The organism is Carnobacterium mobile DSM 4848 (assembly GCF_000744825.1).
Taxonomy (GTDB): domain Bacteria; phylum Bacillota; class Bacilli; order Lactobacillales; family Carnobacteriaceae; genus Carnobacterium_A; species Carnobacterium_A mobile.
In genome coordinates, this window is record NZ_JQMR01000001.1 from 428,352 (window position 1) to 449,324 (window position 20,973).

Below are 20,973 nucleotides of genomic sequence, written 5' to 3' on the forward strand. Positions count from 1 at the left end.
TTTTATGAAACTGGTTATTCAAAGAAGCAAACAGGCTGAAGTAAAAATTGAGAATGAAATTGTGGGAAGTATTGTTCATGGTTTGGTTCTGCTCGTAGGAATAGAAACAGCAGATACACAAGAAGATGTGGATTATTTAATCCGAAAAGTGTGCAATATGCGAATTTTTTCTGATGAAGCCGACAAAATGAATTGGTCTATTCAAGAGACGGGAGGGGAAATTCTTTCTATTTCTCAATTTACTTTACATGCTGATACTAAAAAGGGCAATCGGCCAAGCTTTATTCAGGCAGCCAAACCAGATACAGCTATTCCTTTATATGAAGCCTTTAATGAAGGTCTAAGAGAAAAAGGAATTCATGTTGAAACGGGCATATTTGGTGAAGACATGCAAGTGTCATTAGTAAATGATGGGCCTGTAACTATTCTGATCGACAGTAAAAACAAATAAAAAAGTAAGGGTAAGGCAATTCTACCAATGCAATGGAGTGTAGCTCTTTATTCTTTCTTGCTATAAATAAGAAGGGTTCTTTGTTAATCGTAATGGTAATGCTTAGACAATGAAATTTTATCCGAGATTTACGCGTCTGCTTGCAAGAGCCATGGGAACGACTGGAGCCTTTCAAGCCTTGTCATGGCTTGTTGCTGCTTTAGCAGTTTTACAGACATGATACACTTGGTCTCATGGCCACAGTGCTACTTTGAATCATCCTTTACATAGCTGCAAGCAGCCGCTATTCCTCCGAAAATTTCAAGATTGTGGAATAGATTCATTTTTCTTACCCACACCAAAAATAATAGAACCATAAAAAGAAGCTTACCTGTTTACATCTATCTCATTAAAGGATAGACACAGGTAAGCTTCTTTTGCTGTTGGAATTAAGGAGCAAAGTATTGGTTTAAAGCCTGGTAAATACTTTCCACAATAGAATAACGATAAGAATCCGTATTGATAGTAGCTTGGTCAACTGTGTTATTTAAGTAGCCCAATTCTAATAAAACGGCCGGCTGTCTATTTTCTCGTGTAACATAAAAATCACCGAAATGGACTCCATTATTAGGCAGTAGTCCATTTTGCTGAAGTTGAGCATTGATTGCTTCAGCTAATGGTCTTTCTTTCTCGTAATAATAATAAGTCGTCGTTCCACTAGCTTCATTAGGATTTTCAGTTGAATCATAATGAATACTGATAAAAGCATCTGCAGCAGCTTGGTTGCTGATGACGGTTCTTTGATTTAAACTGACTGTTTCATCTGAATCTCGAGTCAAGATAACATTCGCTCCGGCTTTTTGTAACCGAGCAGCTAATACTTTAGCCGTTTTTAGTGTAACTTCTTTTTCATTATAAGTAACAGCTGGAGCACCAGGATCTTCACCACCATGTCCTGCGTCAATCACAATTGTGGCTTCTGATAAAGAAGTTACATTAGCTGTTGGAGCGGCAGTTTTATTGGCAGATAGATCGACGACCCAATTTGCGATATAACCTTTTTGTCCATCAGCCGTTTCAATTTGGTACCAGTCTCCTGCAGTGCTGAGATAGGTAAAGCTGTCTCCTTTGGAAGCTTTTACTAGGACTTTTTCATCAATGGATGGTCCACTGCGAATGTTAGTCCCATCTGCTCTGACAGTGATGGTTTGAATTGGAACTTTTGTATCTTCTTTGGTAAGACTTGTAGGAGTCGCCGTCTTCGTTTCTGCAGTGACTTCAATCAAATCAGAACTTACCCAAGCTACTTGTTCATTGTATTGCACTTGAGTCCAGCCATTTTGTTGAAAGAGCACAGTCAATTCAGTTCCTTTAGTGGCTTTTCCTAAAATAGTAGCTTCTGTGTTGCCCTCGCTCCGGATATTTACAGACTCGCCGATGATCATTCCGGTTTTATTAGAGGCTGCACTTATTTCAGTATTTGCAATCAACCAACTAGCTACCCAGCCAATTTGATCATTACTCAGCCGAATTTTATACCATTCATTTTCTTCAGAGATTACATTTATTTTTTCGCCGCCTACAACTTGAGTCATAATATCATAAGATAACCCTGGTCCGGTTCGTATATTTACGACATTCGCATCGACTTTGATTGTGCTTTGATTAGCCAACGCAACGGTTGCGAAAGTTGTAATGCTGATAAAAATCAAAACAGCTAAAAAAGTAATCAATGTTTTGGGTTGTTTTAGTATACGGATTTTTTGCATTGATTTATTCACTACTTTCCTATTGCAAAACGAGTGCAACCTATTAATTATATGTATAAAATGATTATAGCAAGTAAAGGGGGAGATATGCAATCAATTAGTGAACGATTACAACAACTCGCTTAATTATCTTTCTGTTAGATTGGCTTGACAAGCGCAAATCTTTCTTGTAATCTGGAACTATTCTAATAAAAGAAACCCGTTGAAAGAGAGAATAAGCTTTGATAACGTGAAAAAAGAGAGACTCACCTTGGCTGAAAGTGATTCCCGTTAAAAGACTGAAAGACACTCTGGAGGGATAGCAGTGAAAAGCTGCTACGTTACGAGCGTTATTCGTTAAGGAAAGCTTGGCTTTCAAACAAAGGTGGTACCACGGGAAACTAATAACTCGTCCTTATTCGTTAAGAATAAGGACGCTTTTTTTTTGCTTTTAAATAAAAATAATTAATAACAAGAGTATGAAGGAGTGTTGAAAAAATGGCCATACAAAGACCAAAAGGAACTGCAGATTTATTACCAGATGATTCATTAAAGTGGCAATATGTTGAAGAAACCGCCAAAATTATTTTGGGAGATTACCAATTTCATGAAATCAGAACTCCAATTTTTGAAAGTTATGATTTATTTTCACGCGGAGTAGGGGAAACCAGTGATATTGTTTCGAAAGAAATGTATGATTTTTACGATAAAGGCAAACGCCATATGTCCCTACGTCCAGAAGGAACAGCTCCTGTTGTTCGGGCATATGTGGAAAACAAACTATTTGGTCCTGAATATGCAAAGCCCTACAAAGTCTACTATATGGGGCCGATGTTTCGGTATGAACGTCCTCAAGGAGGACGTATGCGTCAATTCCATCAATTAGGAGTTGAAGTTTTTGGAAGCACTAATCCAGCAGTTGATGTTGAATCTATGTCTTTAGCAATGGATTTATTTAAAGAACTTGGCTTAGAGCATTTAACGTTAGTCATCAACTCGCTAGGTGATTCAGCAAGTCGTATCGCCTATCGCGAAGCTTTGATTGCTTATCTTGAACCACATTTTAATGAATTAAGTGAAGATTCTCAAATCCGTTTGCATAAAAATCCTTTACGTGTTTTAGATAGTAAAAATAAAAAAGATCAAGAAATCGTTCAACAAGCTCCTTCTATTTTAGATTATTTAAGTGAAGATTCACAAAAACATCTCGAACAAGTCAAAGAAATGTTGGATGCGTTGAATATCCCTTATACAGTCGACAGCAACATGGTAAGAGGTTTGGATTATTACAACCATACTATATTTGAAATCATGAGCGATGCGCCTGGATTCGGAGCTATCACCACGATCTGTGCAGGAGGACGTTACGATGGTTTGGTCGAAGAACTGGGAGGACCAGAAACACCTGGTTTTGGTTTTGCACTAGGACTAGAACGGTTGATGCTGACTTTAGAAGCGGAAAAGATAGACATCCCTAATTTACATGAACTAGATGTTTATGTGGTTGGCATAGGAGAAGAAACGAATGTAGAGGCTTTAAAACTCGTTCAAGCTATTCGTTCAGCCGGTTTTTCTGCTGAACGTGATTATTTTGATCGTAAAGCTAAAGCACAATTTAAAACCGCTGCAAAATTAAAAGCTAAAGTCGTGTTGACCTTAGGCGAAGAAGAATTGAAAAATGGTCAGGTAAACTTTAAAGTAATGAAAAATGGTAAAGAATCTACTGTGTCATTGAAAGAAGCCTACCAAGACTTTGAAAAATTATTTAATTTGAAAACCGCTGATATGACAGCCTTTAATGAGTTTTTCAATAAAGAAGATTAATCACTAACCAAAAGGAGTTGGATCAGAGATGGCAAAACGCACTGAATACTGTGGAAAGATTTCAAAAGATTTATTAGGCCAAGAAGTTGTTTTGAAAGGCTGGGTACAAAAAAGACGGGACTTAGGAGATTTGATTTTTATTGATTTACGCGATCGAGAAGGAATCGTACAAATCGTCTTTAATGCTTCTTTTTCAAAAGAAGCATTAGAAATTGCAGAATCTGTCAGAAATGAATATGTATTAGAAATTAAGGGAACTGTAGTCGAACGTGCTGAAAATGTAGTCAATAAAAACATTTCAACCGGAGAAATAGAAATTGAAGCAAAAGAAATCAAGATTTTAAATAAATCTAAAACTACTCCATTCTATATCGAAGACCAAGTAGCTGTCTCAGATGATAAGAGATTGGAATACAGGTATTTAGATTTACGACGTCCTGAAATGACAAAAAACATTATTTTGCGTCATAAAATAACACAGTCGGTTAGAAATTATTTAGATAATGGTGGTTTTATTGATATTGAAACGCCTTATTTAACTAAATCGACCCCTGAAGGAGCTCGTGATTATTTAGTTCCTTCTCGTGTACATCCTGCTCATTTTTACGCTTTACCACAATCTCCTCAGTTATTTAAACAATTATTGATGGGAGCTGGGTTTGACCGTTATTATCAAATAGTTCGTTGTTTCCGGGATGAAGATTTGCGTGGAGACCGCCAACCAGAATTTACACAAATTGATATTGAAACAAGTTTTTTAGAACCCGATGAAATCCAAAGCTTTACGGAGAATTTATTAGCTAAAGTTTTAAAGGAAACGAAAGGTGTAGAGATACCCGTACCTTTCCCACAAATGGGATATGATGAAGCGATGAGTCGTTTTGGCAGTGACAAACCGGACATTCGTTTTGGATTGGAACTTGTTCAGTTAAATGAAGTTGTCAAAGATTCTGATTTTAAAGTCTTTAGCGATGCAATTGCTAAAGGAGGAGAAGTTAAAGCCATTAATGTGAAAGGAGCAGCAGAACACTATTCGCGTAAAGAGATTGATGCATTAGGCGAATTTGTTGCTATCTATGGCGCTAAAGGGTTGGCTTGGTTAAAGGTGGATGAAACCGGACTGAAAGGGCCGATAGCTAAATTCTTTAAAGAAGATGCTGAAAAACTGATCGAACAGTTAACTGCCGAACCTGGCGACTTATTATTGTTTGTAGCGGATAAAAAATCTGTTGTAGCAGATGCACTCGGAGCACTTCGTTCTAAGTTAGGAAAAGAATTGAACCTTATTGATGAGTCGGTTTATGCGTTCTTATGGATTGTGGACTGGCCATTGCTAGAATATGACGAAGAAGCTGATCGCTTTACTGCAGCGCATCATCCATTTACGATGCCTAGAGAATCGGATATTGATTTATTAGAAACAGCTCCTGAAAAGGTACGTGCACAAGCATATGACATTGTGTTGAATGGCTATGAGCTGGGTGGAGGTTCACTTCGGATCCATACTCGTGAAGTACAAGAAAAAATGTTCGCAGCATTAGGATTTTCAAAAGAAGATGCGCAAGTGCAATTTGGTTTCTTACTAGAAGCATTAGAGTACGGTTTCCCGCCACATGGAGGTATTGCATTAGGCTTAGACCGTTTTGCCATGTTACTAGCTGGCGAAGAAAATATTCGTGAAGTTATTGCTTTCCCTAAAAATGGCCGTGCAGCTGATCCATTAACTAAAGCTCCTAGCTTAGTAAGCGATGCACAATTAGCTGAGTTATCGATTACTACAACGACTAAAGAAGAATAATAACCAAAAGAAACGAAATGTGAGTAGGAACAGTTATTCACATTTCGTTTCTTTTTTAGCATCAATATTAGTTCCATACTAAAAATAATATTTCGCTTGTAATCTTTCAGTAGTTTTGTCAGAATAAAAGAGAACAATGCAAAAAAAGGAGGAGTAACATAATGACAACCAAAAGATGGACGGCTATTGGATTAGCCATTGGACTTTTTATATTATCTTTTGTTATCAGCGGTATGGCTGCCAAAGTGGCTCAAACCGACAAAGCAGAAAACATATTTAGTGATGCCACAAACAGATTACTTGGGCAATCAGAATTAATAGAAACTGTGGTCACTACTGGCGATGAAGCTAATCGAGTAGCCCTTCTAACAGTTGACGGTACTATTTTGGCGGGTCAATCATCTGGTTTATGGAGCACAACCGGATATGATCATAACTTTTTTCTAGAACAATTGGAAGCGGTAAAAGCAGATAAATCGGTTAAAGCCATTTTATTATCGATCAATTCACCAGGAGGAGGCACTTATGAAAGCGCCCAAATAAAAGACAGTTTATTAGAATTGAAAGAAACTACCGATAAACCAATTTATGTTTCAATGGGCAATCTTGCTGCAAGCGGCGGCTATTATATTGCAGCTCCTGCAGACAAAATATTTGCTGCTGAAGAAACATTGACAGGTTCTATCGGAGTTATTATGTCTAGCACCAACTTAAGTGAACTATATGAAAAGTTAGGAATTGAAGATACAACGATCAAAAGCGGTCGATTTAAAGATATTGGTTCTAACAGTAGGCCGATGACGGAAGCGGACCAAGAAATTTTACAAAAAATGGTAGATAGTTCATATGATCGATTTGTCAAAGTGGTAGCAGAAGGAAGAAAAATGAACGAGAAACAGGTACGCGAATTAGCTGACGGACGTATCTATGACGGAGCTCAGGCTCTAGAAGCAGGTTTAGTTGATGAAATAGGTTACCAAGAAGATGCTTTGGAGGCTTTACAAGAAGATTATCAATTAAAAAACGCAGAAGTATTTCAGTATTCTACAGGAACTATTCCTTTTAGTTCGTTGATGTTTTCGAAAGCAAGTCAGCTCTTTTCTTCAAAAAATGCATCAGCTGAACTGGTAGAACAAATCACGTCTCAGTTTGGAACTTCTGCAGCACCAAAGATGCTGTATCTATATGGGGGTGAATAAAATGAACACACCTGAATCAAATGAAAAAGGCAACACAAAAGAATTGAATATTGATGAGTTAAAAAAAGCATTGGCTAAAGAGGAAGCAGAAAATATGCGTAAACGACGCCTGCAGAAGTTGGATGAGCGGCAAGAGAACAAAGTAAATGAAGAGAAGGAGCAAGAACGAAAACCAGCTTCTAAAAAAATACAAAGTACTCCAAGGACACCTGAAGAGTTGCGTAGAGCACGCAGGCTTTATTGGCAAGAAAAGCAAGAACAAGAACAAGCAGAAAAAACACCTTATCACCGGTATCCCCAATTTTTTTATGCTGGTTTTTGGATTCGGTTCTTTGCCTATTTAACTGATTTAATTGTCATTAACAGTCTCACTCGTTTAATTCTAACTCCATTTTTCTTATTGATGCACCTACCAATCACAACAGAGCTATTTTCTGCTTTTTCATTAAGTAAGTTAGCCTTGTATTTAATGTATTTTATTTTATTGACTAAATTCACAAATGGACAAACGATTGGCAAAATGATTTTTGGATTACGTGTAGTTTGTTTTAAAGAAGAAAAATTAAGTTGGCTGACTGTTCTTATTCGTGAAGGTTTTGGCCGTTATATCTTAAAGACAATCAGTATTTTGTATTTAGTCATTCTTTTTACAGAGCGCAATCAACAAATAGCAGATATCCTAAGTGACACAACGGTTATATCTGAAAAAGTTTTAGCTGCAAGTAAATGGAACCAGTTGTCTACGGCGTTTACTGAATAAAATAAAAAGTAGAAAGTATGGAGATCCTCATTCTGTTTTTTCCATTGTTCTTTTCTGTAAACTGTCTTACAATGTAAGAAGCTTTAACGGAAAAGATTGGAGAAGAACGATTATGGTATTATTAGGATCACACGTATCAATGAGCGGAAAGAAAATGCTGTTAGGATCAGCAGAGGAAGCTGCAGGCTATAATTCTAGCACTTTTATGATTTATACAGGAGCACCGCAAAATACAAGGCGAAAAGCCATTGAAGAAATGAATATTGAAGCTGGAACAGCCCATATGAAAGAAAAAAACTTGTCTAATATTGTGGTTCACGCTCCTTATATCATTAATTTGGGAAATACATTAAAACCAGAAAATTTTGCCTTCGGAATTGAATTTCTAAAAGCTGAAATTATACGGGCAGAAGCTTTGGGAGCTAGACAAATAACCATGCACCCTGGCGCACATGTTGGCGAAGGAGCTCAATTAGCGATTGCTCAAATCATTAAAGGGCTAAATGAAGTGCTGCATAAAGATCAAGTGGCCCAAATTGCTTTAGAGACTATGGCAGGAAAAGGAACAGAAGTTGGCAGAACTTTCGAGGAATTAGCTGAAATCATAAATGGTGTTACATTAAATGAAAAACTGTCTGTGACAATGGATACGTGCCATATTCATGATGCTGGGTACAATGTGAAAGAAGATTTTGACGGTGTATTAGAAGAATTTGACCATGTTGTCGGCCTTGAACGTTTAAAAGTCATCCATGTCAATGATTCAAAAAATCCTCAAGGCAGCCATAAAGACCGTCATGCTAACATTGGATTTGGAACAATCGGTTTTGATGCTTTAAATGCAGTCGTTCATCATCCAAGTTTGAAAGACTTGCCAAAAATTTTAGAAACGCCTTATGTAGGAGAAGACAAAAAGAACAAAAAAGCTCCTTACGGTTATGAAATCGATATGCTGAAAAAACAACAGTTTAATCCTGATTTATTAGAAAATATTGCCAACCAAACAGGCTATTAAAATAAAAGATCCAAGAGAAAGCACCTCATTTCTCTTGGTTTTTTTATTTTTTTTTTGGATTAAAAAATTTTCTGATTTATTTTCTAACCCGTGAAATGTATGCATACTTAGAAAAAGAGCGTACCGAAATGGAAGAGAAGGGATGAAGAAAAAATTAGGAAGTATCCTTTTGATTATTAAGGAAAAGAAGGAAAGAAAACGTTTTTTTCAGACCCTCTTTATGAATTTCCAGCTGACCTTACATCAGCTATCATGTTTTCTTCAACTACTTTTCAAACTAGTTTCGAAAGTAGTTTTACTAGCGATGTAAGGCAAGCAAACAGCGACATGAGCAGCAACAGCGGATTTCGATCCGGGTTCATCTAGCGGTGGATCTTGCTAGATCCACTAGCAAAGAATAAATATATTGGTATCTCTCCGACTCAAGTCCCATGTATTTTTATTTGTTTTAATGTAAAATTACGTTATGATAATGAAGAAAAGATTTTTTCTCAGATAAATTAATAGGAAGAAGGAATAGAAGATGAAAAAAGGTATGAAGATCACCATAGGGATTATTGCTGCGCTAATTATTTTAGCTGTTCCCTTTATCAGTTCATATAACAATTTAGTGAAAGAAGAAAGTAATGTAGATGTAGCATGGTCACAAGTTGAATCTCAATTGCAACGTCGAAACGATTTGATCCCAAATTTAGTTAATTCGGTTAAAGGAGCCATGAACCAAGAACAAGATGTTTTTGGAGAAATAGCTGATGCACGGGCTAAATTAGGCGGAGCGGATACTGTCGAAGAACAAATTGATGCCAATAATGATATGAGCTCCGCTTTGTCAAGATTATTAGTTGTCGTAGAAAATTATCCAGAACTGAAATCCAATGAAAATGTTACAGCGTTAATGGATGAATTGGCAGGAACTGAAAACAGAGTGGCCGTAGAAAGACAACGCTACAATGAAGCTGTTCAAGGCTACAACAATCGTGTGAGACGTTTTCCAGGCTCTATCATTGCTAATATGACTGGTTTTGAAAAGAAACCTTATTTTAAAGCTGTAGAAGGTGCAGAAACAGCACCGGAAGTGAATTTTGAATAAGGTGTTCTCTAAAAGCCGGTTAGGCATTTTATTCGTACGAGGAGGTAAATATGTGAAAAAAAATTGGGAAAGCAAAACGATTTTTTATTTCTTCAGTATGATCAGTTTAGCTCTTCTTTATTTTATCCCGTTAAACGTAAACGCAGCTCCAAACTATCCTGATCCATCTAAGGCATTTTATGTCTATGATGAAGCAAATTTACTCTCACAAGATACAGAAAAATTTATGATTGATGTAAATAAACACTATGAAGATACGACAGAACAGCCGCAAATTGTAGTGGCGACAGTAAACAGCCTTGAAGGTGATACCATTGAAAATTATAGTGAGAAACTGTTTAAAAAATGGGGTATCGGCGGAGAAAAATTAGATAATGGAGTATTGATATTACTCTCAGCTCAAGAACGTGAAATCCGTTTTGAGGTCGGTTATGGATTGGAAGGCGCATTAACAGATAGTGGTACAGGTGATATCTTAGATCGTAATATCGAAGATATGAAAAATAATAATTTTGATACAGCTTTAAAGAATGTTTTTACAGAAACAGCAGTAAAAGTGAATAAAGAATATCAATTTGACAATGACGTCATCTTTTCAGGTTACCAAGTAGATGATACAGATTATGACGATGAAGAGGGAACAGGCTTTCCAGCTATCTTGATTATTTTGTTCATTTTCTTTTTTGCTAGTAGCTTTTTCGGAGGAGGCGGCGGAAGCGGAGGTCCAGGAGGACGCCGTTCTCGTAGTGTATTGCCTTTTCTCATCGGAATGTCCGGAGGAAGCCGTGGAGGACGCGGCGGATTCGGCGGTGGTGGATTCGGAGGAGGCGGCTTTGGCGGCGGCGGAGGTTTCGGCGGTGGCGGAAGCTCAGGTGGCGGCGGTTCAAGTCGCGGATTTTAGTCATTTTTAAAACATTAATTTGAGAAAAGGAGGCCGACCCAAAAGGGACAGCCTCCTTTCAATTTCTTAACGATTTTCCTAAACGTGTTTCAAAAAGCAGACTCGACGTCTGTTCTCCTCTTTTGATTAAAAACTTTGTTTCTTACGATCAAGCTGTAACGTATTAACGATAATAGCTGCTGTTTCTTCAATCGATTTAGTCGCTACGTTGATCACTAAGCAATCCAGCTTTTGATACAATTCTTGTGCAAAAGCGAGTTCTTCGTCAATTCGATCAATTTTTGAATAACCAGTTTCTGGATTTAACCCATATGTGATCATTCGTTCACGTCGAATAGAATTTAAAACACTTCGATCATTTGTTAATCCTACAATTTTTTTTGGATCTACTTTCCATAATAAATCAGGGATATGAGCTTCAGGAACAAGCGGAAGATTAGCAACTTTATAATTTTGGTTAGCTAAAAACATACTTAATGGAGTTTTTGAAGTCCTTGAAATACCAAGTAAAACAATATCTGCTTCTAAAAAACCCTTAGGATCACGACCATCATCATACTTTACAGCAAATTCAATTGCACTAATACGATCAAAATAATTATCATTCAACTGATGGAGTATCCCTGGTTTTTTTAAAGGGTGTGTATGAGTCCGACGTTCAATTTCCTTAACTACAGGGTTTAACACATCAAAACAAAATAAATGGTGCTCTTGACAATAATCAGCTATGATTTCACTTAAATCAGATGAAATCAGAGTATGTACAATTAAGGCATTATCTTTTTTGGCTTTCTCCAGTATTGAACGAAGAGTATCTTCCCCTCGAATAAATGGATAAGCAGAGACATTTGCCTCAACCTCTGGGAATTGTGCCATAGCCGCCTGCCCTAAAGTATTTGCGGTTCCTCCGACAGAATCGGAAATAATATATAAATTGATTTTCTCTTTTTTTTCCATTATGATCTCCTCTTTTCTGCTACTTCTCATGTACCCACAAACAACTTATTCTTTACTCATTATTTAATTATACCTGAATCGATAAAAGAACAACAGTCAGACCAATACAAAAGCAATGAAAACGCGCTTCTTGCGTAATCTCTTGAAAATGAGTTATAATAAGTAATAGCGAATGAATTAAAGGAGACGGCAAAAAAATATGACTGCAGTTGAAAAGGCCATTAGTGTATTAAAGGATCATGGATTCAAATATACCGACAAACGAGAACAAATATTGTCTATTTTTGTAAATGAAGATCGTTATTTAACAGCAAAAGATATTCATTTATTATTAAAAGAAAAGTTTCCGACAATCAGTTACGATACCATTTACCGAAACTTATATACATTTGTTGAGTTGGATGTCCTAGAAGAGACGGAACTAAATGGTGAAAAAATGTTTAGGTTTGGCTGTTTGCATCAAGGACATCATCATCATTTTATTTGTACCAGTTGCGGTATGACGAAAAATATCGAAATGTGTCCAATGGATTTTTTTGAAGAACAGCTAACAGGATGCGAAATTGATTCTCACCGTTTTGAAATTTTTGGTAAATGTGAGAATTGTGTAAAAAATTAAAATTCAGTTATTTGTTCTTCTTATAAAGCTAAAAATCGAGGTTAAAAGCAACATTTTTCCTTAAAGAATAGATTTTTTTTTATAAAAGGCAAATCCCTTATTGACGTAAAAAAATACATTCGATATAATATAGAAGGACAGTTCTTATTTATATAGTTTTTAAAGACTATATAAGAAATAACGGTTACTTTTAAAAGCACGGAGGGAGGGAATTTACTATGTCAAAAACAGTTATTAAGAAAAATGAATCTCTTGATGATGCTCTTCGTCGCTTCAAACGCTCCGTTTCTAAAACTGGTACTTTGCAAGAAGCCCGTAAACGCGAATTCTACGAAAAACCAAGTGTGAAACGTAAGAAGAAATCTGAGGCAGCTAGAAAACGTAAGTTCTAATCAGATAACGCTGAAGAATTGAGGGTGAGAAAGTTTTGTCACTTCTAACAACCATAAACGAAGATATTAAAACAGCTATGAAAGCTAAAGATAAAGAAACTTTAGCCGTTTTGCGTATGCTAAAAGCTGCATTCCAAAATGAACAAATTAAAACTGGTAAAGAATTGAGTGAGGATGAAGAATTAACACTTCTTTCTCGCGAAATGAAACAACGTCGCGAATCTCTTGCAGAATTTCAACAGGCTGGTCGTGAAGATCTCGTTGAACAAACACAAGAGGCTATCAAAATCGTTGAAAAATATTTACCTCAACAACTTACTGAAGACGAATTGCATACAATTGTTTCTGAAGCTATTGCTAAAGTCAATGCGACATCAATGAAAGATTTTGGTAAAGTCATGGGTGTAGTTATGCCGATGACAAAAGGTAAGGCTGATGGAAACGAAATCAATCGTCTAGTTAAAGAACAGTTAAACTGATTATAAAAACACAAGCAAGAGCTTCAGAGCCTTTGCTTGTGTTTTTTGTTCTGTTGTTATTTATCCAAAGGAAAAAGAAGGAAATGCGCAAAAAACAACTTTATTGTGTTAAAATAGGGATACACTTTAACGTAAGGTGTAGGAATAATAGGACTGCACTTATGTTATAAATTGAATTTTTCAAAAAGAGGAGTGTCGGTTGTTTGACCAATGAAACGAATGAAACGTATGATTTTGAATTAAAAAAAATAAACAATGCCAATAATTTATTTGGCAGTCAAGATAAACATTTGAAACTACTTGAAGATTCTTTGAATGTCGTCATTAATAGCCGTGGAACCCGTATGGAAGTTATCGGTTCTGAAAAGCAGGCTCAAACAGTAGAAAAAATATTTAATCAATTACAAGAATTAATAGACCGGGGTATTCCAATTAATCAAACAGATGTCATATCTGCTATTAAAATGGCTCGAAATGGAACATTGGATTATTTTGTCAGTATGTATGAAGAAGAGATTGGAAAAACGTATGATGGAAAACCTATTCGCGCCAAGAATTTTGGCCAGCGTCAGTATGTCCAATCCGTTAAAAAGCACGATATTGTCTTTGGAATTGGACCTGCCGGAACGGGTAAAACTTATTTAGCCGTAGTTATGGCCATTGCAGCTTTAAAAAAAGGAGAAGTTAAAAAAATTATTTTAACTCGTCCAGCTGTTGAAGCAGGAGAAAACTTGGGCTTTTTACCAGGTGATTTAAAAGAAAAAGTTGATCCTTATTTGAGACCTATCTACGATGCCCTATATAATCTTTTTGGGTTAGAGCATACCAATCGATTAATGGACCGTGGAGTAATAGAAATAGCTCCACTTGCTTACATGCGTGGACGAACATTGGATGATTCTTTTGTTATTTTAGATGAAGCTCAAAATACAACCGTGTCTCAAATGAAAATGTTTCTGACTCGATTAGGATTTGGTTCAAAAATGATTGTCAATGGTGATGTAACTCAAATTGATTTGCCTCGAGGAGCTGCAAGCGGATTAATTCATGCTAAAACGGTGTTGAGCTCAGTTAAAGACATTGATTTTGTTTATTTTGATTCCCAAGATGTTGTTAGACACCCTGTTGTGGCAAGTATTATCGAAGCTTATGATGCGGAGAAGCAAGAAGCGTTAACAGATCAAAAAAAAATGCACAACAACAAATAAAGACAAGTTATAGTTAGGGCGTGAAGGAATGAGAGAACGTTTAGCTGGTTTTCAAAAAAGGATGGGTAAGCTTTATATTCCTTTTGTACTCATTCTCTTGTCTGTCTTTCTTTTTCTCATCATGTTCAATAGTGTTAAGCCTAAAGAATTAAAGATTCAATTGTATCAAGTAGCTAACGAAACGATTCGTGCTCAAAGAACTGTTGAAGACACAGCGAAGACAGAAGAAAACAGGCTATTAGCAGCAGAAGCTGTTTCTCCAGTATATTCTTACAATACAGATTTAAATGATATACAAACTGGTAAAATCCATTTATTGTTTGCAACAGTCGGAGAAGTAAATAAACTTGCTGAAGAACAGTACCAAGAAAAGCTGGCGAAAGAAAAAGAAGCTGTTGATTCTAAGAAAAAAGAAAACGAAACAGCTACTAATCCTGCTCCTAGTGTCACACATTTAACACCTGAAGAAAAAAACAATCTTTTTAACGAAAAAATGACTACGATTGATGATACCGCTAAAACGTTTATTCAAGCCTTGCCTCAATGGGCAATTTTAGATTTACTGGATGCACCGGAATCAACTGCCAAACAACTTGAGAGTGCTACTGTTGAATTGGTTTCGGATGTCATGTCAGAACCGGTTAAACTTGATGAATTAAGTAAGAAAAAACAAGAAGCTGTTGCACGGCTAGATTATTGGGATCTAGCTGCTAAATACCAGCGTATCGCTACTCTAATTATTGATAATACAGTGGTTGAAAATAATGTTTATAATAAACAGGCTACTGAAAATCAACGGGAAGAAGCAAGCGCAAACGTTCAGCCTGCATTGATCTTACAAGGACAAGTTATTGTCCAAGAAGGGCATGTGATTGATAGCAATGCCATACATCAATTGAAACTATTAGGCTTATTAGACAATAAATCTTCCTACCAAATGATATACGGTCTGCTGTTGTTGATTTTAGCTCAAACTTCTATCTTATTTTATTTAGGAAAATCTAAAAAAGATTCTTTAAAGAAACAAGGCCATGAAATAACTTTGTATGCACTAACGATGATCAGCGCTTTATTGGTTTTAAAAGGCCTATCCTTAGTACAAAATGCTGGTATCAGCAATGTTAGTTTATTGTACCCTGCAGCATTAGCCCCAATGTTGTTGACCGCTTTTATTTCTAGGCGCTATGGCATCGTCTCAAATGGATTTCTAGCTGCATTTTCAATTTTTATGTTTAAAGAAAATGCCGGGACAAACTTCAGTATCGTGTTGGCTTTATTTTATTTGTTAAGTGGTATGATGGGAACGATGATTACGCGCAAAAGAATTGCCAATCAATTTTGGAATACATTTATCTGGACAACTTTATTCAATGCCTTATTTATCAGCTCACTTATTTTATATTTAAATATGTCTTACTTTACTAAAGAAACACTTTTTATGGTCATTTTTGCTTTAGGCGGCGGAATTTTATCCTATTTTTTAGCGGTCGTTCTTTCTCCTTATGTTGAAGTGATTTTTGAAGATAATGCTGTTTTAAGGCTGATGGAATTAGAAAACCCTAATAGTCCTTTATTAAAAGAATTAATCACCAAAGCACCAGGCACTTATCACCATAGTCTGATGGTTGCTAATTTAAGTGCTAATGCAGTAGGAGCTATCGGAGGGGATTCTTTATTCGCAAGAGTAGCCTGTTACTATCATGATGTAGGTAAGCTTCGACATTCTCTTTTCTTTGTTGAAAATTTATCTTCTGGTATGGAAAATCCACATGATTTGCTAACGCCTTTTGAAAGCAGAGATATCATTTTTGGTCATGTCAGTGAAGGCATCAAAATGTTGGAAGAAGCCAATATGCCGCAAACCATTATCGATATTTGCGCACAACACCATGGAACCACTTTAATGAAGTTTTTTTACGTCAAAGCAAAAGAACTAGATGCTGACGTAAAGGAAAGTGAGTTCAGGTACCCAGGACCAAAACCACAAACGAAAGAAGCAGCAGTCATTAGCATTGCGGATAGTGCAGAAGCGGCCATACGTTCTATGTCAAAACCGACAAAAGAAACGATTGAAAAGTTTGTCCGTCAGTTAATCAATGGACGAATTATTGACGGACAATTTGATGAATGCTCTATCTCCATCAAAGAGCTGAAAATAGTCGAACAATCCATTTGCGAAGGATTAAACGGTACATTCCACTCAAGAATCGAGTATCCGAAACCTCAGGAAAAAGACCAACCTGTAGGGGAGTAACAGTTGATGATGCTTTTTTGTCAAATTTAGGAGGAAAACCCACTTATGGAAATAGATATAATTGATGAAACAAATAAAATTACAGATGAACAACAAGAGATGGTTCGTTCTCTGCTAGAATATGCGGCTGCGTACATTCACCTAGCTGAAAATACAGAGATGTCGGTTTCGTTTGTTGATAATCAAAAGATTCAAGAAATTAATCGAGAATACCGGTTTAAAGATCAACCCACAGATGTCATCAGCTTTGCACTGAATGATGATGTGGAAGATGATTTTATCGTGAATTTAGCAGAATTTGAAGACAGTATACCTAGAAATATAGGAGATATTCTTATTTCAATCGAAAAAACAGCAGACCAAGCAATTGAATATGGTCATACTTTTGATCGTGAACTTGGTTTTCTTGCTCTCCATGGCTTTTTGCACTTGAACGGATACGATCATATGCAGCCAGAAGAAGAAAGCATTATGTTTGGTTTGCAGAAAGAGATATTACATGCCTATGGACTTGAAAGATAATAAAAAAAAATGGAAAAATTTACGTTTTATTGATTCGTTTAGATATGCTTTTAAAGGCATCAAAACTGTCTTTCAAGAAGAGCGTAATATGCGGACGCATGTTACTTTAGGGCTAGTTGTCTTCCTTATTAGCAGCTTCCTTAAATTACAGCAAGAAGAATGGCTGTGGATCATTTTAAGTACTTTTTTGGTTGTGATCATGGAAGTATTAAATACAATTATTGAAAATATAGTGGATTTAATTACAGAACATCACTATCATCCGCTTGCAAAAAAAGCAAAAGATATGGCAGCCGCGGCCGTCTTGATTACAGCCAGCTTTTCGGTTATCACAGCTATCATTATTCTTTTGCCCAAAATATGGACTATATTTTTTTAAAAGGGAGTTAATCTTATGAAGACACATCATGAAAAGACACAACAATTAATTAACGAAGCTACAAATATGTTGGACAAAGCGTATGTTCCTTATTCTCATTTCCCAGTAGGAGCAGCATTATTAACAACTGACGGTGAAGTTTATAGCGGATGCAATATTGAAAATGCTTCTTTTGGATTAAGCAATTGCGCTGAACGTACGGCTTTTTTTAAAGCTATCTCTGAAGGAAAAAAAACATTTGAACGTTTAGTTGTTACTGGAGGAACGGATGCTCCGATTTCTCCTTGTGGCGCTTGTCGCCAAGTTATGGTAGAATTTTGTGACCCCGAAATGCCTGTATTATTAACAAATACGCATGGGGATAAATTTGAAACTACTGTAAAAGAACTTTTACCAGGAGCGTTTCAATCGGAGGATATGGTTTAATGGAAAATACAACTGCATATAAATCGGGATTCGTCTCAATTGTAGGACGTCCAAACGTCGGAAAATCTACCTTGCTTAATCGTGTCGTTGGCCAAAAGATCGCCATCATGAGTGATAAAGCTCAAACAACTCGAAATAAAATCCAAGGTATTCATACAACTGATAAAGAACAAATAATTTTTATCGATACACCAGGTATTCATAAACCCAAACACCGTTTAGGAGACTTTATGGTTGAATCAGCTTTAAGCAGTTTCAGAGGGGTAGATGTGATTCTTTTTATGGTGAATGCTGCTGAAAAGCGTGGTCCTGGAGATAACTTTATTATTGAAAAATTAAAAGAACAAAACATTCCAGTGTTTTTATTGATTAATAAGATTGATGAAGTACACCCTGATAAATTACTGGAAATTATTGACGACTATCGGACGACAATGGAATTTGAACAAATCATTCCAATCTCTGCTACTGAAGGAAATAATGTCGATACCTTACTTTCTGAAATCAACAACTATTTATCAGAAGGACCGCAATTCTATCCGGAAGACCAAGTGACAGACCACCCTGAATACTTTATTGTCTCAGAGTTGATTCGCGAAAAAGTTTTGCAATTAACGCGTGAAGAAGTACCGCATTCAGTTGCTGTAGTGGTTGAAAGCATGCAACGAAATGAACTTGGAAAAGTACAAGTCCATGCTGCCATTATTGTAGAACGTTCAAGTCAAAAGGGCATTATTATCGGAAAAGGCGGAAAAATGTTAAAAGATATCGGGATACGAGCTCGTCGCGATATTGAAGTTTTATTGGGAGATAAGATTTATTTAGATCTATGGGTAAAAGTGCAAAAAGACTGGCGTGACCGTCAGACAAATTTACAAGATTTTGGTTACCGTATGGATGATTATTAATTCAGTTGTCTCATTGAAGTTTTCAATGTGAGGGGGCAGTATGTTGGCAGAATTACAAGAAACAGAAGGTATTGTCATCTCCGTGCGTAATTATCGAGAAAACGATCGTTTAGTTAAAATCTTTACATCCCAGTATGGTAAACGAATGTTTTTTATTAAAGGATCCCGCAAGCCGAATAATAAGCTAAAAACCGCGATCCTGCCTTTTACTAATGCAACTTATATAGCCGATATTAGAGAAACAGGCCTTTGTTTTATTCGCGATGCTAAAGATCTCATTCATCTAAACCATTTGCATACAGACATTTTTTTAAATGCTTATGCAACCTATGTCTTAAATTTAGCGGATGTTGCACTTGAAGATGGCGTACCGGATCCAACATTATTTCATACGATCCAGCAAATATTGAATGAAATCGATGAAGGGACAGATCCTGAAATCTTAGTGAATATTTTTGAAGTTCAATTGTTGCCTTATTTTGGGGTAGCTCCTGAATGGAGAGGATGCCGAGTATGCGGAAAGACAACTGGACCGTTTGATTACTCAGGCAGTTATGGCGGTTTGCTTTGTCAAAACCATTGGGACCTTGATCAGCATCGTTATCATGCAAGTCCGCGAGCTATTCATTTTTTAAGGCTCTTTTCAGTCATTTCGATGGATCAGTTAGGCACGATCAGCCTAAAACCTGAAACAAAGCGGGAAATTAGAACCGTTTTAGATTTGATTTACGATGAATCCGTTGGAATTAAATTAAAAAGCAAACGATTTATTGATCAAATGTACAATTGGGGAAACCTGCTTTTAGATAAAAAAAATGATGAACCAGATAAGAATAAATAATTGTTAAGAAAAGATTGACAAATGAATCCTTCACAGGATATGATGAGTTTAATAGAATAAACAGTGTGGATAGAAATAAAAGTAGATTTTCTGTATTCTTGTTTAGCGAATTTGGGATAGTGGAAGCCAGATCAAGATGGAACTTCGAAAGGCATTCTTGAGCTGTTCAAAGAAGATGCTAGTTTTTTTAACTAGAATTAGGGTGGAACCGCGATTAAAATCGTCCCTATGCTAATAACCATTAGCATAGGGACGATTTTTTATTTTATTCTACATTAAACCAAGTAAATAAATCAAAGGAGTGTAAAAAATGAATGAAGAAAAATTAACTTTTCAAGAAATCATTTTAACTTTACAAAATTATTGGTCGTCAAAAGGCTGCATGTTGATGCAAGCTTACGATACTGAAAAAGGTGCTGGAACAATGAGTCCGTATACTTTTTTACGTGCTATTGGTCCCGAACCCTGGAATGCTGCATATGTTGAACCTTCAAGACGTCCAGCTGACGGCCGCTATGGCGAAAATCCTAACCGACTATTTCAACATCACCAATTCCAAGTAGTGATGAAACCTTCTCCAGAAAATATTCAAGAACTTTACTTAGAAAGCTTAGTTTTACTAGGAATCGATCCTTTGAAACATGACATTCGCTTCGTTGAAGACAACTGGGAAAATCCTTCTTTAGGCTGTGCCGGTTTAGGTTGGGAAGTATGGCTGGACGGAATGGAAATAACTCAATTTACCTATTTCCAACAAGTCGGAGGATTAGAATGTTATCCTGTAACCAGTGAACTTACGTATGGTTTAGAACGCTTAGCTTCTTATATTCAAGAAGTTGATAGTGTCTATGATATTGAATGGACAAAAGGGGTTAAATATGGAGAAATTTTTATTCAGCCTGAATACGAACACTCAAAATATGCGTTTGAAAACAGCAATCAAGAATTACTCTTGATGTTATTTGATGAGTATGAAAAGGAAGCTACCAGACAAATTGAAGCTGGTTTAGTCCATCCCGCTTATGACTATGTTTTAAAATGCAGTCATGCATTTAACTTGCTTGATGCAAGAGGAGCAGTATCTGTTACTGAGCGTGCTGGTTATTTAGCTAGAATTCGTAAAATGGCCCGTGCTATTGCCCGTGCATTTGTAACCGAAAGAGAGAAGCTTGGTTTTCCTTTGCTTAAAGATCATTCGACTACAATTGAGGAGGTAAAATAAA

21 protein-coding genes and 1 other annotated feature are annotated in these 20,973 nt (G+C 36.4%); of the genes, 19 read left to right on the forward strand and 2 right to left on the reverse strand.

The genetic code is table 11. The features are described 5' to 3' along the window. The first annotated feature begins 4 nt into the window (after positions 1-4). Positions 5-451, forward strand: a complete 447-nt coding sequence (dtd, locus tag BR87_RS01935) for a D-aminoacyl-tRNA deacylase (protein WP_035028031.1) — start codon at positions 5-7, stop codon at positions 449-451. 428 nt (positions 452-879) lie between these two features. On the opposite strand, the gene BR87_RS01940 is transcribed toward dtd, so the two are convergent. Then, positions 880-2,199 carry an N-acetylmuramoyl-L-alanine amidase family protein gene (locus tag BR87_RS01940; RefSeq protein ID WP_051929619.1) on the reverse strand — a complete coding sequence of 440 codons (1,320 nt, stop codon included), beginning with the start codon at positions 2,197-2,199 and terminating at the stop codon, positions 880-882. Positions 2,200-2,392: 193 nt separating this feature from the next. Beyond that, positions 2,393-2,598: a binding site (T-box leader), on the forward strand. A 78-nt stretch (positions 2,599-2,676) separates the two neighbouring features. Here BR87_RS01940 and hisS point away from each other — a divergent pair. The 7 genes from hisS to BR87_RS13460 all read left to right on the forward strand — a co-directional run bounded on the left by hisS (position 2,677) and on the right by BR87_RS13460 (position 10,765). Further along, complete coding sequence (hisS, locus tag BR87_RS01945; RefSeq protein ID WP_035028033.1) at positions 2,677-4,002, forward strand: histidine--tRNA ligase; 1,326 nt, start codon at positions 2,677-2,679, stop codon at positions 4,000-4,002. 28 nt (positions 4,003-4,030) lie between these two features. Next, the gene (aspS, locus tag BR87_RS01950; RefSeq protein WP_035028035.1) at positions 4,031-5,800 is read left to right on the forward strand and encodes an aspartate--tRNA ligase; all 1,770 of its coding nucleotides are present in this window, start codon (positions 4,031-4,033) and stop codon (positions 5,798-5,800) included. Positions 5,801-5,961: 161 nt separating this feature from the next. Then, positions 5,962-6,999: a signal peptide peptidase SppA gene (gene sppA, locus BR87_RS01955; RefSeq protein ID WP_035028037.1), complete on the forward strand. Its 1,038-nt coding sequence runs from the start codon at positions 5,962-5,964 to the stop codon at positions 6,997-6,999. A 1-nt stretch (position 7,000) separates the two neighbouring features. Then, positions 7,001-7,759: an RDD family protein gene (locus tag BR87_RS01960; protein ID WP_211249963.1), complete on the forward strand. Its 759-nt coding sequence runs from the start codon at positions 7,001-7,003 to the stop codon at positions 7,757-7,759. 112 nt (positions 7,760-7,871) lie between these two features. Beyond that, positions 7,872-8,774, forward strand: coding sequence for a deoxyribonuclease IV (locus tag BR87_RS01965; RefSeq protein WP_035028042.1), 903 nt, complete (start codon positions 7,872-7,874; stop codon positions 8,772-8,774). Positions 8,775-9,297: 523 nt separating this feature from the next. Then, the gene (locus tag BR87_RS01970) at positions 9,298-9,864 is read left to right on the forward strand and encodes a LemA family protein (protein WP_035028045.1); all 567 of its coding nucleotides are present in this window, start codon (positions 9,298-9,300) and stop codon (positions 9,862-9,864) included. Positions 9,865-9,916: 52 nt separating this feature from the next. Further along, positions 9,917-10,765, forward strand: coding sequence for a TPM domain-containing protein (locus BR87_RS13460; protein ID WP_035028048.1), 849 nt, complete (start codon positions 9,917-9,919; stop codon positions 10,763-10,765). A 126-nt stretch (positions 10,766-10,891) separates the two neighbouring features. Here BR87_RS13460 and BR87_RS01980 read toward each other — a convergent pair whose 3' ends face one another. Then, positions 10,892-11,722, reverse strand: coding sequence for a pyruvate, water dikinase regulatory protein (locus BR87_RS01980; protein WP_035028052.1), 831 nt, complete (start codon positions 11,720-11,722; stop codon positions 10,892-10,894). Positions 11,723-11,921: 199 nt separating this feature from the next. On the opposite strand from BR87_RS01980, the gene BR87_RS01985 reads away from it, so the two are divergent. The 11 genes from BR87_RS01985 to glyQ all read left to right on the forward strand — a co-directional run bounded on the left by BR87_RS01985 (position 11,922) and on the right by glyQ (position 20,972). Next, positions 11,922-12,341, forward strand: a complete 420-nt coding sequence (locus BR87_RS01985; RefSeq protein WP_035028054.1) for a Fur family transcriptional regulator — start codon at positions 11,922-11,924, stop codon at positions 12,339-12,341. A 218-nt stretch (positions 12,342-12,559) separates the two neighbouring features. Further along, a complete protein-coding gene (gene rpsU, locus BR87_RS01990; RefSeq protein WP_007725241.1) occupies positions 12,560-12,733 on the forward strand; it encodes a 30S ribosomal protein S21 in 174 nt (57 codons plus the stop codon). Between the two features lie 35 nt (positions 12,734-12,768). Further along, positions 12,769-13,212 (forward strand): GatB/YqeY domain-containing protein, encoded by a 444-nt coding sequence (locus tag BR87_RS01995; RefSeq protein WP_035028057.1) that lies wholly within the window; start codon positions 12,769-12,771, stop codon positions 13,210-13,212. 203 nt (positions 13,213-13,415) lie between these two features. Continuing rightward, on the forward strand, positions 13,416-14,420 hold the full coding sequence (locus tag BR87_RS02000; protein WP_035028060.1) for a PhoH family protein: 1,005 nt from the start codon (positions 13,416-13,418) through the stop codon (positions 14,418-14,420). Between the two features lie 28 nt (positions 14,421-14,448). Further along, positions 14,449-16,674, forward strand: coding sequence for an HD family phosphohydrolase (locus BR87_RS02005; RefSeq protein ID WP_035028063.1), 2,226 nt, complete (start codon positions 14,449-14,451; stop codon positions 16,672-16,674). A 45-nt stretch (positions 16,675-16,719) separates the two neighbouring features. Next, entirely contained in the window at positions 16,720-17,196 is a 477-nt protein-coding gene (gene ybeY / locus BR87_RS02010) for an rRNA maturation RNase YbeY (RefSeq protein WP_035028066.1), read from the forward strand. Then, positions 17,174-17,575: a diacylglycerol kinase gene (locus BR87_RS02015; RefSeq protein WP_035028070.1), complete on the forward strand. Its 402-nt coding sequence runs from the start codon at positions 17,174-17,176 to the stop codon at positions 17,573-17,575. The genes ybeY and BR87_RS02015 overlap by 23 nt, the downstream gene beginning before the upstream one ends. A 15-nt stretch (positions 17,576-17,590) precedes the next feature. After that, on the forward strand, positions 17,591-18,001 hold the full coding sequence (locus BR87_RS02020; protein ID WP_035028073.1) for a cytidine deaminase: 411 nt from the start codon (positions 17,591-17,593) through the stop codon (positions 17,999-18,001). After that, the gene (gene era, locus BR87_RS02025; protein ID WP_035028076.1) at positions 18,001-18,909 is read left to right on the forward strand and encodes a GTPase Era; all 909 of its coding nucleotides are present in this window, start codon (positions 18,001-18,003) and stop codon (positions 18,907-18,909) included. The genes BR87_RS02020 and era overlap by 1 nt, the downstream gene beginning before the upstream one ends. Positions 18,910-18,952: 43 nt before the next feature. After that, positions 18,953-19,750, forward strand: coding sequence for a DNA repair protein RecO (gene recO, locus BR87_RS02030; RefSeq protein WP_035028080.1), 798 nt, complete (start codon positions 18,953-18,955; stop codon positions 19,748-19,750). 310 nt (positions 19,751-20,060) lie between these two features. Then, positions 20,061-20,972 (forward strand): glycine--tRNA ligase subunit alpha, encoded by a 912-nt coding sequence (gene glyQ / locus BR87_RS02035; protein WP_035028082.1) that lies wholly within the window; start codon positions 20,061-20,063, stop codon positions 20,970-20,972. The last annotated feature ends 1 nt before the right edge of the window (position 20,973 follow it).

Coding starts and splice junctions, on each gene's coding strand:
- BR87_RS01980 (WP_035028052.1), bottom strand. CDS start 11,722: ATGGAAAAAAAAGAGAAAATCAATTTATATATTATTTCCGATTCTGTC.
- BR87_RS01940 (WP_051929619.1), bottom strand. CDS start 2,199: ATGCAAAAAATCCGTATACTAAAACAACCCAAAACATTGATTACTTTT.
- BR87_RS01970 (WP_035028045.1), top strand. CDS start 9,298: ATGAAAAAAGGTATGAAGATCACCATAGGGATTATTGCTGCGCTAATT.
- BR87_RS02005 (WP_035028063.1), top strand. CDS start 14,449: ATGAGAGAACGTTTAGCTGGTTTTCAAAAAAGGATGGGTAAGCTTTAT.
- BR87_RS01960 (WP_211249963.1), top strand. CDS start 7,001: ATGAACACACCTGAATCAAATGAAAAAGGCAACACAAAAGAATTGAAT.
- dtd (WP_035028031.1), top strand. CDS start 5: ATGAAACTGGTTATTCAAAGAAGCAAACAGGCTGAAGTAAAAATTGAG.
- ybeY (WP_035028066.1), top strand. CDS start 16,720: ATGGAAATAGATATAATTGATGAAACAAATAAAATTACAGATGAACAA.
- glyQ (WP_035028082.1), top strand. CDS start 20,061: ATGAATGAAGAAAAATTAACTTTTCAAGAAATCATTTTAACTTTACAA.
- aspS (WP_035028035.1), top strand. CDS start 4,031: ATGGCAAAACGCACTGAATACTGTGGAAAGATTTCAAAAGATTTATTA.
- BR87_RS01985 (WP_035028054.1), top strand. CDS start 11,922: ATGACTGCAGTTGAAAAGGCCATTAGTGTATTAAAGGATCATGGATTC.
- rpsU (WP_007725241.1), top strand. CDS start 12,560: ATGTCAAAAACAGTTATTAAGAAAAATGAATCTCTTGATGATGCTCTT.
- BR87_RS02015 (WP_035028070.1), top strand. CDS start 17,174: ATGCCTATGGACTTGAAAGATAATAAAAAAAAATGGAAAAATTTACGT.
- BR87_RS01965 (WP_035028042.1), top strand. CDS start 7,872: ATGGTATTATTAGGATCACACGTATCAATGAGCGGAAAGAAAATGCTG.
- era (WP_035028076.1), top strand. CDS start 18,001: ATGGAAAATACAACTGCATATAAATCGGGATTCGTCTCAATTGTAGGA.
- BR87_RS02020 (WP_035028073.1), top strand. CDS start 17,591: ATGAAGACACATCATGAAAAGACACAACAATTAATTAACGAAGCTACA.
- sppA (WP_035028037.1), top strand. CDS start 5,962: ATGACAACCAAAAGATGGACGGCTATTGGATTAGCCATTGGACTTTTT.
- hisS (WP_035028033.1), top strand. CDS start 2,677: ATGGCCATACAAAGACCAAAAGGAACTGCAGATTTATTACCAGATGAT.